Origin of the sequence: Streptomyces phyllanthi, assembly GCF_009377205.1 — a bacterium.
GTDB classification, from domain to species: domain Bacteria; phylum Actinomycetota; class Actinomycetes; order Streptomycetales; family Streptomycetaceae; genus Streptomyces; species Streptomyces phyllanthi.
Map to the genome: position 1 here is coordinate 1 of NZ_VJZE01000212.1, position 14,788 is coordinate 14,788.

The 14,788-nt window shown below is 69.2% G+C and carries 14 protein-coding genes; 9 read left to right on the forward strand and 5 right to left on the reverse strand.

The genetic code is table 11. From position 1 onward, the window contains the following. Positions 1–23 precede the first annotated feature (23 nt). Positions 24–461 (reverse strand): DUF3052 domain-containing protein, encoded by a 438-nt coding sequence (locus tag FNH04_RS26085; RefSeq protein ID WP_322723890.1) that lies wholly within the window; start codon positions 459–461, stop codon positions 24–26. Between the two features lie 439 nt (positions 462–900). On the opposite strand from FNH04_RS26085, the gene aceE reads away from it, so the two are divergent. From aceE to FNH04_RS26105, 4 genes are all read left to right on the forward strand, one after another. Beyond that, positions 901–3,648 carry a pyruvate dehydrogenase (acetyl-transferring), homodimeric type gene (gene aceE, locus FNH04_RS26090; RefSeq protein WP_322723892.1) on the forward strand — a complete coding sequence of 916 codons (2,748 nt, stop codon included), beginning with the start codon at positions 901–903 and terminating at the stop codon, positions 3,646–3,648. Between the two features lie 106 nt (positions 3,649–3,754). Next, positions 3,755–4,510 (forward strand): potassium channel family protein, encoded by a 756-nt coding sequence (locus FNH04_RS26095; protein WP_152788237.1) that lies wholly within the window; start codon positions 3,755–3,757, stop codon positions 4,508–4,510. 238 nt (positions 4,511–4,748) lie between these two features. Further along, the gene (locus FNH04_RS26100; RefSeq protein WP_322723894.1) at positions 4,749–5,258 is read left to right on the forward strand and encodes a hypothetical protein; all 510 of its coding nucleotides are present in this window, start codon (positions 4,749–4,751) and stop codon (positions 5,256–5,258) included. A 61-nt stretch (positions 5,259–5,319) separates the two neighbouring features. Beyond that, positions 5,320–5,832, forward strand: coding sequence for a hypothetical protein (locus FNH04_RS26105; RefSeq protein WP_152788238.1), 513 nt, complete (start codon positions 5,320–5,322; stop codon positions 5,830–5,832). Positions 5,833–6,285: 453 nt separating this feature from the next. Here the strand turns inward: FNH04_RS26105 and FNH04_RS26110 are convergent, their stop codons facing one another. Beyond that, positions 6,286–6,594: a small hydrophobic protein gene (locus tag FNH04_RS26110; protein WP_152788248.1), complete on the reverse strand. Its 309-nt coding sequence runs from the start codon at positions 6,592–6,594 to the stop codon at positions 6,286–6,288. A 302-nt stretch (positions 6,595–6,896) separates the two neighbouring features. Then, positions 6,897–8,516 (reverse strand): MFS transporter, encoded by a 1,620-nt coding sequence (locus FNH04_RS26115; RefSeq protein ID WP_152788239.1) that lies wholly within the window; start codon positions 8,514–8,516, stop codon positions 6,897–6,899. 188 nt (positions 8,517–8,704) lie between these two features. On the opposite strand from FNH04_RS26115, the gene FNH04_RS26120 reads away from it, so the two are divergent. From FNH04_RS26120 to FNH04_RS26130, 3 genes are all read left to right on the forward strand, one after another. Next, a complete protein-coding gene (locus FNH04_RS26120) occupies positions 8,705–9,346 on the forward strand; it encodes a TetR family transcriptional regulator (protein ID WP_152788240.1) in 642 nt (213 codons plus the stop codon). A gap of 127 nt (positions 9,347–9,473) precedes the next feature. After that, a complete protein-coding gene (locus FNH04_RS26125; RefSeq protein WP_322723897.1) occupies positions 9,474–10,691 on the forward strand; it encodes an alpha/beta hydrolase in 1,218 nt (405 codons plus the stop codon). A 67-nt stretch (positions 10,692–10,758) separates the two neighbouring features. Further along, positions 10,759–11,622, forward strand: a complete 864-nt coding sequence (locus FNH04_RS26130; protein ID WP_152788241.1) for a DUF4429 domain-containing protein — start codon at positions 10,759–10,761, stop codon at positions 11,620–11,622. A gap of 216 nt (positions 11,623–11,838) precedes the next feature. On the opposite strand, the gene FNH04_RS26140 is transcribed toward FNH04_RS26130, so the two are convergent. Next, on the reverse strand, positions 11,839–12,891 hold the full coding sequence (locus FNH04_RS26140; protein WP_152788242.1) for an aldo/keto reductase: 1,053 nt from the start codon (positions 12,889–12,891) through the stop codon (positions 11,839–11,841). Next, positions 12,891–13,355: a MerR family transcriptional regulator gene (locus tag FNH04_RS26145; RefSeq protein WP_152788243.1), complete on the reverse strand. Its 465-nt coding sequence runs from the start codon at positions 13,353–13,355 to the stop codon at positions 12,891–12,893. The genes FNH04_RS26140 and FNH04_RS26145 overlap by 1 nt, the downstream gene beginning before the upstream one ends. Positions 13,356–13,451: 96 nt before the next feature. Here FNH04_RS26145 and FNH04_RS26150 point away from each other — a divergent pair, with 96 nt between their 5' ends. Together FNH04_RS26150 and FNH04_RS26155 are read left to right on the forward strand one after the other, a co-directional pair. Then, positions 13,452–13,922: a GNAT family N-acetyltransferase gene (locus tag FNH04_RS26150; protein ID WP_152788244.1), complete on the forward strand. Its 471-nt coding sequence runs from the start codon at positions 13,452–13,454 to the stop codon at positions 13,920–13,922. Positions 13,923–13,941: 19 nt separating this feature from the next. Further along, positions 13,942–14,763, forward strand: a complete 822-nt coding sequence (locus FNH04_RS26155; RefSeq protein WP_152788245.1) for a serine hydrolase domain-containing protein — start codon at positions 13,942–13,944, stop codon at positions 14,761–14,763. The last annotated feature ends 25 nt before the right edge of the window (positions 14,764–14,788 follow it).

The window sequence follows — 14,788 nt, forward strand, 5'->3', positions numbered from 1 at the left end:
CTCCCGCAGAGCCCAGCCGCGGCTCACCTCTTGGACTTGGCCGCCTTCGGCGTCACCAGACGGCTGCCGCTCCAGTCCTTGCCGACGCTGACGCTCTTCGACGCGGAGAGTCCCGCCGTCGTCGCGGCTTCGGAGATGTCGCTCGGCTCCACATAGCCGTCACGCCCCGTCTTCGGCGTGAGCAGCAGGATCGAACCACCCTCCTCGATGTACGTGGTGGCATCCACCAGCGCATCCGTCAGGTCGCCGTCCTCGTCGCGGAACCACAGCACCACGGCATCGGCCACATCGTCGTAGTCCTCGTCGACGAGCTCGCTGCCGACAAATTCCTCAATGGCCTCGCGGAGCTCCTGGTCGACGTCGTCGTCGTAGCCGATCTCCTGGACCACCTGCTCGGGCTGGAACCCCAGCCTCGCGGCAGGGTTCGTCCGCTCCTCCGCGTGGTCCGCGGTCGCGCTCACGGGTTGCCTCCTGATCATGTTCGGGTGGGGGTCGCCCCCAGGGAAGTTCAGCCACGCGCGTACGCGAAGCATTGGCCGTAGTCCACACGGGCGGGGCGGATCGCGCAAGTACCCAGCCATCGAGACCGCCGAAACGGTGACGATCCTGGCCGTGTCGCCGCAACTCCAGGCATGGAATCACAGCCGGAGGTGACACGCGCCACGGCGTTCTGCCCCGTTTGCGTATTCCATAACCATATGAGGGTACGGGACTCGAACGTCTTTACGGAACTCGTCACGGACCGGGCGTATCGTTGCGTTTTCGTCGGGCCCGCCCCCAAGCGCCCCTGTGAACGTCAGGGTTACCCCACGGTAGAGATGACGTTTGCGTTCCCGAGGTACACGATGGGGAACGGTGCAGGCACATAGAAGAGTGGCCCTCTGACAGCGAAGGAACAGCGTGGCTTCCGGATCCGATCGCAACCCGATCATCATTGGCGGCCTTCCGAGTCAGGTCCCTGACTTCGATCCCGAGGAGACCCAGGAGTGGCTCGACTCGCTCGACGCCGCCGTGGACGAGCGCGGCCGTGAGCGGGCGCGCTACCTGATGCTCCGGCTGATCGAGCGGGCCCGCGAGAAGCGCGTGGCCGTGCCCGAGATGCGCAGCACGGACTACGTCAACACCATCCCCACCAGGGCCGAGCCGTTCTTCCCGGGCAACGAGGAGATCGAGCGGAAGATCCTCAACGCGACACGGTGGAACGCCGCCGTGATGGTGTCCAGGGCCCAGCGCCCGGGCATCGGCGTCGGTGGCCACATCGCCACCTTCGCCTCCTCCGCCTCGCTCTACGACGTGGGCTTCAACCACTTCTTCCGCGGCAAGGACCGGGGCGACGGCGGCGACCAGATCTTCTTCCAGGGGCACGCCTCCCCCGGTATCTACGCCCGCGCGTTCCTCCTGGACCGGCTGGGCGAGCAGCACCTCGACGCCTTCCGGCAGGAGAAGTCCAGGACTCCGTACGGGCTGTCCAGCTATCCGCACCCGCGTCTGATGCCCGAGTTCTGGGAGTTCCCGACCGTGTCGATGGGTCTCGGCCCGATCGGCGCGATCTACCAGGCGCGGATGAACCGGTATCTGCACGCGCGCGGCATCGCGGACACCTCCGAGTCCCATGTGTGGGCGTTCCTGGGCGACGGCGAGATGGACGAGCCGGAGTCGCTCGGACAGCTGTCCCTGGCCGCCCGCGAGGGGCTCGACAACCTCACCTTCGTCGTCAACTGCAACCTCCAGCGCCTCGACGGCCCGGTCCGCGGCAACGGCAAGATCATCCAGGAGCTGGAGTCGGTCTTCCGGGGCGCCGGCTGGAACGTGATCAAGCTGGTCTGGGACCGCACCTGGGACCCGCTGCTCGCACAGGACCGCGACGGTGTGCTGGTCAACAGGATGAACACCACGCCGGACGGTCAGTTCCAGACGTACGCCACCGAGACGGGCGCGTACATCCGCGACCACTTCTTCGGCGACGACCACCGGCTGCGCGCGATGGTCTCGCACATGACCGACGACCAGATCCTGCACCTGGGCCGCGGCGGTCACGACCACCGGAAGATCTACGCGGCGTACGCGGCGGCCCGCGCCCACAAGGGCCAGCCGACGGTCATCCTGGCCAAGACGGTCAAGGGCTGGACCCTCGGCCCGAACTTCGAGGGCCGCAACGCCACGCACCAGATGAAGAAGCTGACGGTCGCCGACCTCAAGGGCTTCCGCGACCGGCTGCACCTGCCGATCTCCGACAAGGAGCTGGAGAGCGGGCTCCCGCCGTACTACCACCCGGGGCGGGACTCCGAGGAGATCCAGTACATGCACGACCGTCGCAAGGGGCTCGGCGGGTACGTCCCGACCCGGGTCGTGCGGTCGAAGCCGCTGGAGCTGCCGGGCGACAAGACGTACGCGAGTGTGAAGAAGGGCTCCGGCCAGCAGTCGATCGCCACGACCATGGCGTTTGTCCGGCTGCTGAAGGACCTCATGCGGGACAAGGAGATCGGCAAGCGGTTCGTGCTGATCGCGCCCGACGAGTACCGCACCTTCGGCATGGACTCGTTCTTCCCGAGCGCGAAGATCTACAACCCGCTCGGCCAGCAGTACGAGGCCGTGGACCGGGAGCTGCTCCTCGCGTACAAGGAGTCGCCGAACGGCCAGATGCTGCACGACGGCATCTCGGAGGCGGGCTGCACGGCTTCGCTGATCGCCGCCGGTTCGTCGTATGCCACGCATGGCGAGCCGCTGATCCCGGTGTACGTCTTCTACTCGATGTTCGGTTTCCAGCGGACCGGCGACCAGTTCTGGCAGATGGGCGACCAGCTGGCACGCGGTTTCGTACTGGGCGCGACCGCCGGCCGTACGACGCTGACCGGTGAGGGTCTCCAGCACGCCGACGGCCACTCGCAGCTGCTCGCCTCGACCAACCCGGCCTGTGTCGCGTACGACCCGGCGTACGGGTACGAGATCGCACACATCGTGCAGGACGGTCTGCGCCGGATGTACGGCTCCTCGGAGGAGCACCCGCACGGCGAGGACGTCTTCTACTACCTGACCGTCTACAACGAGCCGATCCAGCACCCGGCCGAGCCGGCGAGCGTGGACGTCGAGGGCATCCTCAAGGGCATCCACCGCCTGAGCGAGGGCACGTCGGGCTCGATCCCCGCGCAGATCATCGCCTCCGGTGTCGCCGTGCCGTGGGCGGTCGAGGCGCAGGCGATGCTCGCCGCCGAGTGGAACGTGAAGGCGGACGTCTGGTCGGCCACCTCCTGGAACGAGCTGCGGCGCGAGGCCGTCGAGGCGGAGCGGCACAATCTGCTCCACCCCGAGGAGGAGCAGCGCGTTCCGTATGTGACGCGGAAGCTGAATGGTGCCGAGGGTCCGTTCGTGGCCGTCTCCGACTGGATGCGGAGCGTTCCGGACCAGATCGCGCGGTGGGTGCCGGGCACGTACCAGTCGCTGGGCGCGGACGGCTTCGGCTTCGCCGACACCCGGGGTGCGGCGCGCCGCTTCTTCCACATCGACGCGCAGTCGATCGTGGTCGCGGTGCTGACGGAGCTGGCGCGCGAGGGCAAGGTGGACCGGTCGGTGCTGAAGCAGGCGATCGACCGCTACCAGCTGCTGGACGTCTCGGCCGCCGATCCGGGAGCCGCGGGCGGCGACGCGTGACGTAGCGGTCGCGTACGGGTCCCTGTACCGACCCCTGTACCGGTCTCTGTGGAGAGGTGGTGGACTCCCGGGTCCACCACCTCTCCATGTTTTCTACGATGCCGCCATGAAGGAACGACCGGCACGAGTCCGCTGGGAGCAGCGCACACAGCGTCCGCTGTTCGTCTTGGCCTTCGCGTTCGCGGTGGCCTATGCCGTCCCGATCGTGTGGCCCGACGCGAGCCGGGACGTGGAGCGGCTGTGCACGACGGTGGAGTGGACGGTGTGGGGCGCGTTCGCGCTCGACTACGTCATACGGCTGCTGCTGGCCGAGCGGCCCGCGGAGTTCGTACGGACGCACTGGCTCGACCTGTGCGCGGTGCTGCTGCCGCTGATCCAGCCACTGCGGCTGCTGCGGCTGGTGTCCACGTTGCTGCTGGTCGGGCAGCGGGCGCGGGTGGCCTCGCAGATACGGCTCACGACGTATGTCGGCGGCTCGGTGGTCGGACTGCTGATGTTCGGCTCGCTGGCGGTGCTCTCGGTGGAACGGAACTCGCCGAACGGGAACATCAAGACGCTGGGCGACGCGGTGTGGTGGTCGTTCACGACGATGACGACGGTCGGGTACGGGGACCACGCACCGACGACCGGCCTGGGGCGGATGCTGGCGGTGGGGCTGATGCTCTCCGGGATCGCGCTGCTCGGTGTGGTGACGGCGAACATCGCCGCGTGGTTCATCGCGCGGTTCGAGAAGGACGACGTGGAGGAGCGGCGGCAGACGGCCGCGATCGCGGAGTTGACGCGAGAGGTCCGGGCACTGCGGGCGGAAGTCGCAGCGCTGTCACCTCCGGTGCGGGACGAGGTGGAAGAGCAACGCCACTGACCGCTTCTGGGATCGGTGCGTACGCGACTGCGGGTGCGTCGTGGTTTCTCGCGCAGTTCCCCGCGCCCCTGAATGGGCGTCAGCACGTCCGAACGCTGCGGACGCACTGTGGCTGGTCGCACCCACTCGGCGGAGCCCCCACCGTGCGTACGCGACAGCCGGTGCGTCGTGGCTTGTCGCGCAGTTCCCCGCGCCCCTGAATGACGTCGGCGCATCCGAATGCCGGCCCAGACACGATGTGTGCGGCTGCAGAGGCTGCCAACGGCCCGTACCGATCCAGTTCGAACTGCCGGAAGGCTGGCGCGCCGCGCCGCCGGATGCAGTCGGCGCACCGCAGGCCGCGTTCGTCGCGCGGCACCCGCAACCGGATGCCGGATTCACCGCGAACATCACGATCGACGGCGAGTACCGCCCGGACGCGGCGACGCTGTCCGAGATCGCCCACCAGTCCGTGGAGCGTCTGAGCCAGGCCGCCACATCGGTCGAAGTCACCGGCCACCGCGAGATCGGCTCAGCGGATGCGCCAGGCTTCACGCAGACGCTGGCCGTCTCGGCCGTCGTCGGCGGCGTGGCCCGCGATCTCATCCAGTCTCAGGTGTACCTGTCCATGCTGGACGTCACCGATCCGCACAAGCGGTCGGTGATCCGACTCGTCCTGACAGCTACCGTGTCCCAACACCCCGACGTCCTGAGCGACTTCCAGGACTTCCTGCGAACGGTCCGCCCGGATACCGACGCGGCTTCGTAACGCCTCCCGCGCAGCGGCAAATCTTGCAGCTGCAACCCGGCCCCTCATAGGTTGATGCTTCATGGGACTCTTCGACAAACTGACCGGGACCAAGCACCCCGACGACGGTGTGGCGCCGCGCCCGGCCGAGGAGGTACGGGCAGCCCTGCTCGGCCTCAACCGGCCCGATGTCCCGTACGTCATCCGCAACGGCGCCGCGGAGGGCGCCGACCTGGTGGCGGAGTGGCGGATGAGGGAGCCCGCCTGGCAGACGGTCTTCATCGAGTCCCAGCTGACGCGCCACGTCCGGATCCGGATGCGCCTGGTCAAGGAGGACCACGAGGTGCGCGCCCTCGAGGAAGGGTGGGAGGTCACCCGGGTCGGGAACCCACCGAGGCTCGAGATCTCCAAGCAGTACACACGCGGGCCGGACAGGACGGTCTCGCGCCACTACACGGTCAACCGCGGGGAGAGCGGCCGCCTCGAAGCGACGGAGACGTTCCGCTTCGACGGCGCGGAACTGAGAAACCCCCTGCAGGACGCCGTCCTCACGTCGGGGTGGACCTGGCGCGGAGTGATCTTCGGCAAGCCATAGGACTGGCGGAACCCTGACTCGCCGCCTTGGGGCCTGGGTGATGTCGTGAAGTGTGCAGGCAACTCACCGACGAACAGGAGAAGTTCATCCGGGGATGAACGGCGCGCGGAGGGCGCCGCCTGATCGCCGGGGCTGCCCGCCAGAGGGTGAGAGACCTTTCCCTGGTCAGCGTGGGCTCCACCGCCTCCCCCGCCCGCCACGAGGCCGCTGGGATGCACATCTGCAAGAACGTCATGGGCGGCCACCTGCAGTCCCTCACGTGATCGGCGTAGCGGCTCTGGCCGGCCCCATACGTCGGCCCGCGGATCGGGCAGGCTTGTGGAGTGCCCGTTTGGCTTCACGGCCCTGCCCCCACAGGACGGGTCCCCCAGGCTTTGCCCGGGGGACCCGTCCTGTGCCCGGCTTCCGCCTCCCCAGGCTTTCCCCTGCCGGGTTTCCCTCACTGCCCGCGGATCAGAAGAGGATTCCGTTCGCGGGGGTCGTGGTTCCGGCGAGCAGGATGATCGCCAGGAGGGTGTCGATGGCGCCCAACACCACGGCGATGAGCGCTGGGACGGGGCGGGCGCCGGTCCACGTGCGGTTCATGCCGAGCCAGCCGCAGACGATCGCGGCGGGACCGAGGACGATCCCAAGGGCGAAGAAACCCGCGATCGCGCAGATGAGCCCGGTGATCCCCAGAGTCGCGCGATCCGGCCCGGTCCGTGACCACGTCCGGCCACGTGAGCGGGGGTACCTGCGCGTGCCGTGCCCGAAGCCCGCCATCGTCATCCACTCCCTGAACTCGCTGAATCTCGCTGTCAGTTCGGGTTCGATGCGGCGAGTACCCCGATTTCATACCTTGAACCTGTCCGCGCTGCCCCCCTCCGGCAGCGCGCCACAGGACCGGTCCGTCCCCTGCCGTACGACCGTGCCATGCGGAGGACTTGACTTACTGTGACCTGCGACGCGCGTGCCGGGCGAGGGGTCCTGAGCGCTGTCACCCTGATAGGCGAAACCGGGCCCGACGTGGGCCCGGTCCGGTCCGGATGTGTACGGCCTGAGAGGGCGGCCTGGATGAGGGCAGCTCAGATGTGTCCGACTCCCGCGCCCGCCTCCGCGTTCTCGCCGCGCTTGGTCAGGAGGGCCACCAGGATGGCGACCCCGGCGACGCCCGCGGCGACGAGGCTGGCGAGGCTCATACCGGAGATGAACGTGTCGTGCGCGACGTCGGTGATCTTCGCGGCGATCTGCTCCGGTGTGCCCGGCGGTACCGGGGCCGCGCCCTGCTGGACCGCCTGCTCGGCCTGCCCGAGCTGAGTGTCCGTCAGCGGCGGGAGGCCCGCCTCGGTCCAGTTGCCCGGGAGGTCGCTGTCGACCTTGGAGGCCATGACGGCGCCCAGGACCGCCGTACCGAGGCTGCCGCCGATCTGCATCGCGGCCTGCTGGAGACCGCCGGCGACACCGGAGAGCTCCATCGGCGCGTTGCCCACGATGACCTCGGTGGCGCCCACCATGACCGGGGCGAGGCCGAGGCCGAGGAGTGCGAACCAGAGCGACATCACGGCGCTGCCGGTGTCCGTCTCCAGCGTGGACATGCCGTACATGGCGATGGCGGTCGCCGCCATGCCGCCGGCGAGCGGGACCCGCGGGCCCAGCTTGGTGATCATCGCGCCCGCGAGCGGGGAGCCGACGATCATCATGCCGGTGAGGGGCAGCAGGTGGAGACCCGCGTCGATGGGGCTCATGCCGTGCACGTTCTGGAGGTAGAACGTGACGAAGAACAGGCCGCCCATGAAGGCGATGGCCATGAGCACCATGAGGACCACGCCCGCCGAGAGCGGGATCGAGCGGAACAGCGCCAGCGGGATCAGAGGCTCCCTCACCTTCGTCTCCCAGAAGGCGAAGAGCGCGAAGCCCAGCACGGAGGCGCCGATGAACGCCCAGGTCATCCCGTCGCCCCAGCCCCACTCCGGGGCCTTGATGAGCGCCCAGACCAGGCAGAACATCGCACCGGAGAGCAGGGCGATGCCCGGGATGTCGAAGGAGCGCGGCGCGTTCTCCGCGCGGTGGTCGAGCAGCATCCAGACGCCGAGGACCACGGCGATGATGCCGACCGGGACGTTGATGAAGAAGACCGACTGCCAGTTGACGTGCTCGACCAGCACACCGCCGAGGATCGGGCCGCCCGCGGTGGAGGCGCCGATGACCATGCCCCAGATGCCGATCGCCATGTTCAGCTTCTCGGCCGGGAAGGTGGCCCGCAGCAGACCGAGCGCGGCCGGCATCAGCAGCGCGCCGAAGAGGCCCTGGAAGACACGGAAGGTGACGACCATGGCGATGGAGCTGGACAGGCCGATGACCCCGGAGGCGAGCGCGAAGCCGACCACGCCGATGAGAAACGTCTGACGGTGACCGAAGCGGTCGCCGAGCTTGCCCGCGGTGATCAGGGTGACCGCGAGGGCGAGGAAGTAGGCGTTCGTGATCCACTGGACGTCGGCGAAGCTGGCGCCGAGATCCTTGGCGATCGCCGGGTTGGCGATGGCCACGATGGTGCCGTCGAGGGCCACCATCATGACCCCCACGGCCACGGTTATGAGAGTGAACCAGGGGTGTCCGCGCAGACCCGTGGTGGGCCGCTGATCCGACGGGGCGACCGGAATCTTGTCCCCCGGTCCCGTCGTGTCGATGGTGGTCTGACTAGTCATGCGCAGAGGCTAATGACAGTCACTGACAATTGACAAACCAATTCACAAGTCGGTAACTGTCACGTCCCTCGCGGATACGCCCCGTTTCGGCGAACGTCATTCGAGCCGGGGGAGCCGTCTCGTCGGAGAGACTGGCGGACCCGCCGGAGGAACGGGCGGACCTGAAGGAGGAAGGAGAAAGAGGGCTCATGGACACGGCGACCCCGCCGGGACTGCGCGAGCGCAAGAAGCAGCGCACCAGGGACGCACTGCTGCGAGCCGCCCTGGAACTGTTCACCACCCGGGGATACGACAACACGACCGTCGACGAGATCGCCGAGGCGGTCGACGTCTCGCAGCGCACCTTCTTCCGCTACTTCGCGGGCAAGGAGGACGTGGCGTTCGCCGCCCAGGACATCGCGCACACCCACTTCGTGGAGGCGGTGCGCCAACGCCCACCCCACGAGGCCCCGTTGGAGGCACTGCGCAACGCGGTCCTGGAGAGCTGGGACACCATCGAGGAGGCCATCGAACAGGTCGTGCCGCTGGAGCTGTACCTGCGCATGTGCCGGCTGACGGAGTCGACTCCCGCGCTGCTCGCCTCGCATCTGCGCCGTACCGATGAGGTGTTCGAGGAGACCGCGCGGATCATCGCCGAGCGCGAGGGACTCGACGTCGACACGGACCCGCGTCCGCGTGTCGCCGTGGCGGTCTTCGGCGGCGTGATCCGCGTCACGGAACGACGCTGGGGCACCGACGGGGACCTCAGCGTGACGGCGATCCGGGCACTGACGGCCTCTTATCTCGACGCCGTGGGGCCCCTGTTGACGGAGAAGTGGCGTACGGGCTGAGAAAGGATACGATCACGAATCCGGACACAGATGAACGAAAGGGATATGTGAAACGCCTGCGAGTGAAACGTGATCCCCCTCACTCGGTTAACGCGAGACCCTTCCGTTCTCCTAGTGTGTCCTTTCAGTGACTTCCTTCGACTCCTCTCCCCAACTCAACGTCTGGCGCGCACTGCTCGCGCTCGCCGTTGTGTTCGTGATGCTGGCGACCACCGGCTGGACCGCGATCCGCAGCCATCGCGGGGCCTCACCGCTGCAGGCCTCGCTCTCCTCCTGGTCCCACGGACACATCGACGGACGCGCCCTGCCGGACGCCGACTCCTCCCCAGGTCGGCTCGCCCACTTCTTCTCCTCGCTCACCGAGAAGCAGCGCACCCGCCTCGCCCACCGCTACCCGCTCGCGGTCGGCAACATGAACGGCGCGCCCGTGGAGCTGCGCTACAGAGCGAACCGTGTCGCTCTGAAGAAGCAGCGCAAGATCGAGCTCGAACGTATGCACGACAAACGGCTCTCCTCCGAAGGGCAGTACGACTCCGGCCGCCGGATGAACCGCTTCGAGGACCTGATGCAGCCGGGACGCCAGATCCTGGCCTTCGACCCCGAGGGCTCGGGCCGGGTCGCCGAGGTGTTCGGCGACCTCACCGAGGCCGAGCGGGTCTCGGTGATCGTGCCCGGCGTCGACACCGACGTGCTCACCTTCCAGCGCTCGAACCGCAAGTACTCGGCACCCGTCGGCATGGCGAGCGCCCTGTACTCGGCCGAACAGGTGGCCGACCCCTCGACACGTACAGCGGTGATCGCCTGGGCCGACTACACCTCGCCCGACGGACTCGGCATGGAGGCGGCCACGGCGCTGCGCGCCGAGCAGGGCGCGTACCGGCTGAACGCGCTGGTGCGCGCGCTGCCCGGTGACTCGCCCGTCGCGCTGTACTGCCACAGTTACGGCTCGGTGCTGTGCGGAGTCGCCGCCCGCGATCTGCCGGCCCGGGTCTCCGACATCGCGGTGGCGGGCAGCCCCGGTATGCGTGCCGAGACGGCCGCCCAGCTGCACACCTCGGCCCGGGTGTGGGCGACCCGGGACGCCGACGACTGGATCCAGGACGTGCCGTATCTGGAGGTCGGCGGGCTCGGCCACGGCGCCGACCCGGTCTCCGACGCGTTCGGGGCACGGGTGCTGGCGTCGCACGGCGCGAAGGGCCACGGGGGCTACTTCCAGCCCGGCACCGAGAGCCTGCGCAACTTCGCCGAGATCGGTGTTGGCGCGTATGACGCGGTGCACTGCGCACACCGCGAGAACGAGAACGACGCGTGCCAGGAGGCTTTGTCCGCCGCAGTGGCGGCCTGACGCGCGTAGAGGATGAAGGATTCACCGCCTGCCGGAGGAGGGGACGAAGACGAGCCTCACGCATACGATGAGCCGCATGGGTGACGTACTGGCCGGATTTCATGCCGCCTGGGAGTTCGAGTCCGACTCTGTGCTCATCCGCTTCGAACGGGGACTGAGGACGCCGAAGCTGTTCCAGGCGCTCGGCGAACGCCGTGTCCCCCTGGAGGCGATCGCGGCGGTCACACTGACACCGGGCAAGCGTGGGACGGTCGTCCTGCACGCGGTCCCACGACCAGGCGCCGATCCACTGATGGAGGCGGCCGCGGGCCAGCTCAAGGACGCCTGCGACCCGTACCGCCTGGTCCTGCCCGCCGAGCGGGAGACCCTCGCCGAGTACTACGCGGACGAGCTGCGCGCGCGGCTCACCGAGCACGAGGGCCCGGCCGAGCGGTATCTCGTGGCCGCGCCCGAGGCGCCGCTGCAGTTCAAGGCGTACGACGCGAAGGCGTCCTTCGACGGGCGGTCCGTCTCGTTCCGCTGGTTCTGGACGGGCGCCTCGTCGGCGAAGTGGAAGGCGGGCGACCAGAGTTTCCCGGTCGCCGGACTGAGCGGGGTCGAGTGGCGCTCGCCGGAGGTCTTCGAGGGGCATCTGCGGCTGCTGCGGCATGACTCCGCGTCAGCGCCCGCGCAGGCGGACCAGGATCCGGCGTCGGTGGTGTTCGGGCTCGGCTACGGGCCGGTGCACGAGTCGCTGCCGTTCGCCGCCGCCGTTCTCGCCGCCGTGCGGGCCAGCGGGCCTCCGGCCGCCTCGGTGGAGTCCGCGTCCTCCCGGCGCGACCCGGCCGACATCGCGGACCGGATCCGGCATCTCGGTGAGCTGCACGAGGCGGGGTTGGTCACGGACGAGGAGTTCAGCGCGAAGAAGGCCGAGTTGCTGGCCGAGCTCTAGGGCCCTTCTGATGGATCTCCGTGGAAGAAGGAGCGGCGTCCGGTGCGTGCTCTCGGCGTGCCGCGGGGAAGACCTCGTAGCGGAGCTACGTGGGCTTTCGCGCGGTGCGGCGAGAGTGCGTGCTGGGCGTCGCGACGCCGCGGAGAGCCGTCAGAAGGGCCCTAGTGGCGAGTGCCCCGGCAGACATTGCCTGCCGGGGCACTCGCTCCCGTGGGCTTACTCCCGGCCCGCCGACGTGAACCTCATGTCGGCGTAGCGGTCGCCCGCCACCTTCGCCGCGATCGGCTCCAGAAGCGCCAGCTCGTCGTCGGTGAGGACGATGCGGGTCGCCGCCACGTTCTCCTCGACGCGGGTGCGCCTGCGGGTGCCCGGGATGGGGACGACCGGCAGGTCGTGCACCCGCGCCTGCTGCTGGACCCAGGCCAGGGCCACCTGGCCTGGGGAGGCGCCGTGGGCCTCGGCGACCTGGCGTACCGGCTCGAGCAGCGCGGCGTTCGCGGCCGCGTTGTCGCCGGTGAAACGGGGTTGCTGACGGCGGAAGTCGTCGGCCGTGAGGTCCTTGGCCGCGTCCGTGAAGGAGCCGGTGAGGAATCCGCGGCCGAGCGGGGAGTACGGCACGAGGGCCACGCCCAGCTCACGGGCGGCCGGTACGACGCCCGCCTCGATGTCCCGGCTGAACAGCGACCACTCCGACTGCACGGCCGCGATCGGGTGCACGGCCTGCGCGGCCCGCAGCTCGCCGCCGGTGACCTCGCTCAGCCCGAGGTGCTTCACCTTGCCCTCGCGGACCAGCTCGGCCATGGTGCCGACGCTCTCCTCGATCGGCACGTTCTCGTCCCGCCGGTGCATGTAGTAGAGGTCGATCGCCTCGACGTCCAGGCGCTTCAGGCTCGCCTCGACGCACTGGCGGATGTACGGCGCGTCATTGCGGATGACCCGCCGTGTGGGGTCGTCCGCCGGGATCGAGAGGGCGAACTTGGTGGCGATGACGACCTCGTCCCGGTGCGCCTTGAAGAACGGGGCCAGGAACTTCTCGTTCTCGCCCGAGCCGTACGCGTCCGCCGTGTCGTAGAGGGTGACGCCGAGCTCCAGCGCCCGCTCCAGGGTCGCCCGCGACTCCTCGGCGTCCGAAGGGCCGTACGCGAAGCTCATCCCCATACAGCCGAGGCCCTGCACGCCGACCTCGGGTCCCCCGTCGCCCAGCCGCACGGCCGCCGTCGTGGCGTCCGCCGTGCCGCTCGTGTTGCCGTCCGTCTTGCCGTCGGTCATCAGGACCTCTCCGACGCCAGGGCCTGCCCGGCGTCCGCGTAGAAGGTGATCTTCCGGTCGAGCACCGCGAGCGTGTCCTGGAGCTCGGCGATCCGGGCCCGTACGTCCTCCCGGGTCGCCTTCAGCAGCTCGAAGCGCTCTCCGTACGTGTGGTCGCCCTCGCGCACCAGCTCCGCGTACCGCACCATGTCCGCGACCGGCATACCGGTGAGCCGGAGCTTGCCGACGAGGCCGAGCCAGTCGAGATCGCGGTTGCTGTAGCGGCGCTGCCCGGTGTGCGAGCGGTCGATGTGCGGCATCAGCCCGATGCGCTCGTACCAGCGCAGGGTGTGCGCCGTCAGGCCGGTGAAGGCGACGACCTCGCTGATGGTGTACCTGTCCTGGCCGTCCGGGCGCCGGTCCGTGCCCCACGACGGGCCGGCGCAGCTGTCGGCCCTGGTGCCTGTTGTCTCCATCACCGTCATGGCCACAACGCTAAAACCCTGGAGTGCACTCCAAGCAAGCGGAAACAGATGAAATTCCGACGACGGGCGGCGACTTGGCTGACTACCGTACCGATCATGAGTCTTGCACGCCGTGCCGTCGCCGGGGACGCGGAGGAAGTGCTGCGTCTGCGGCAGGTGATGATCGATTCCGTCTTCGCGGTGGGCTCCTCCACCGACTGGCACGCGGAGTCCCTGCCTACTGTACGAGCCAGACTCGCCGACGCCGAGGGGGACTTCGCGGCGTTCGTCGTCGACCATCCCGACCGGCCGGGCGCGCTCGCGGCGCTCGTCGCCGGAACCGTCGAGTACCGGATCGGGCGGGCGGACAATCCGCACGGGTGTGTGGGCTACGTCTTCAGCGTGGCCACCGACCCGGACGCGAGGCGCCGCGGATACGCGCGTGCCTGCATGGAGACCCTCCTCGACTGGTTCCGTGAGAGGGGCACCGCCCAGGTCGACCTGAACGCCTCCGCCGAGGCCGAGCCGCTGTACGCGTCGATGGGCTTCGTGCGCAAGCCGGACCCCTCGATGCGGCTGACCTTCTGAGCCGCATAGGCTCATACGCATGTCCGTTCAAAGTCTGGCGTTGATCGAGAACTGGCCGGTGGCCACCGCCGCCGCGGCCGTCGTGCGGGCGGACGGCACCGTACTCGGGTCGTACGGCCCGACCGGGCACCGCTTCCCGCTGGCCTCGGTCACCAAGCCGCTCGCCGCGTACGCGGTGCTGGTCGCGTACGAGGAGGGGGCCGTCGAACTGGACGAGCCGGCGGGGCCGCCCGGCTCCACGGTCCGCCATCTCCTCGCGCACACCTCCGGGCTGGCGTTCGACGAGCAGCGGGTGATGTCCGCGGCCGGGGAGCGGCGGCTGTACTCCAACGCCGGGTTCGAGGTGCTCGGGGATCATGTGGCGAAGGCGACGGACATCTCGTTCGGCGAGTATCTGCGGGAGGCGGTGCTGGAGCCGCTGGGGATGACGTCGACCACGCTCGACGGGTCGCCGGCGAAGGACGCCGTGTCGACGGTGGACGACCTCGTGCGGTTCGCGAGCGAGGTGCAGGCGCCGCGGCTGCTCGACCCCCGGACGGTGGCGGAGGCGACGAGCGTGCACTTCCCGGGGACGAAGGGCGTCCTGCCGGGGTACGGCCATCAGAACCCCAACGACTGGGGGCTCGGCTTCGAGATCCGCGCGTCCAAGTCGCCGCACTGGACGGGTACGTCGTCCTCGCCGCGGACATTCGGTCACTTCGGCCAGTCGGGTACGTTCCTGTGGATCGATCCGGGGGCGGGCGCGGCGTGCGTGGCCCTGACGGACCGTGCGTTCGGGCCGTGGGCGGTTGAGGCGTGGCCGGTTCTCACTGATGCGGTCCTGCGGGAAGTGCGGGGTTGATTCGCCCCCGCCGCCCCTCCCCGTC

What these genes read in the sequence shown, in the direction of transcription:
- FNH04_RS26140 (WP_152788242.1), bottom strand. Translation starts at nt 12,891, where the DNA reads ATGACCGACGGCAAGACGGACGGCAACACGAGCGGCACGGCGGACGCC.
- FNH04_RS26150 (WP_152788244.1), top strand. Translation starts at nt 13,452, where the DNA reads ATGAGTCTTGCACGCCGTGCCGTCGCCGGGGACGCGGAGGAAGTGCTG.
- FNH04_RS26110 (WP_152788248.1), bottom strand. Translation starts at nt 6,594, where the DNA reads ATGGCGGGCTTCGGGCACGGCACGCGCAGGTACCCCCGCTCACGTGGC.
- FNH04_RS26120 (WP_152788240.1), top strand. Translation starts at nt 8,705, where the DNA reads ATGGACACGGCGACCCCGCCGGGACTGCGCGAGCGCAAGAAGCAGCGC.
- FNH04_RS26145 (WP_152788243.1), bottom strand. Translation starts at nt 13,355, where the DNA reads ATGACGGTGATGGAGACAACAGGCACCAGGGCCGACAGCTGCGCCGGC.
- FNH04_RS26115 (WP_152788239.1), bottom strand. Translation starts at nt 8,516, where the DNA reads ATGACTAGTCAGACCACCATCGACACGACGGGACCGGGGGACAAGATT.
- FNH04_RS26095 (WP_152788237.1), top strand. Translation starts at nt 3,755, where the DNA reads ATGAAGGAACGACCGGCACGAGTCCGCTGGGAGCAGCGCACACAGCGT.
- FNH04_RS26130 (WP_152788241.1), top strand. Translation starts at nt 10,759, where the DNA reads ATGAGCCGCATGGGTGACGTACTGGCCGGATTTCATGCCGCCTGGGAG.
- FNH04_RS26155 (WP_152788245.1), top strand. Translation starts at nt 13,942, where the DNA reads ATGTCCGTTCAAAGTCTGGCGTTGATCGAGAACTGGCCGGTGGCCACC.
- FNH04_RS26105 (WP_152788238.1), top strand. Translation starts at nt 5,320, where the DNA reads ATGGGACTCTTCGACAAACTGACCGGGACCAAGCACCCCGACGACGGT.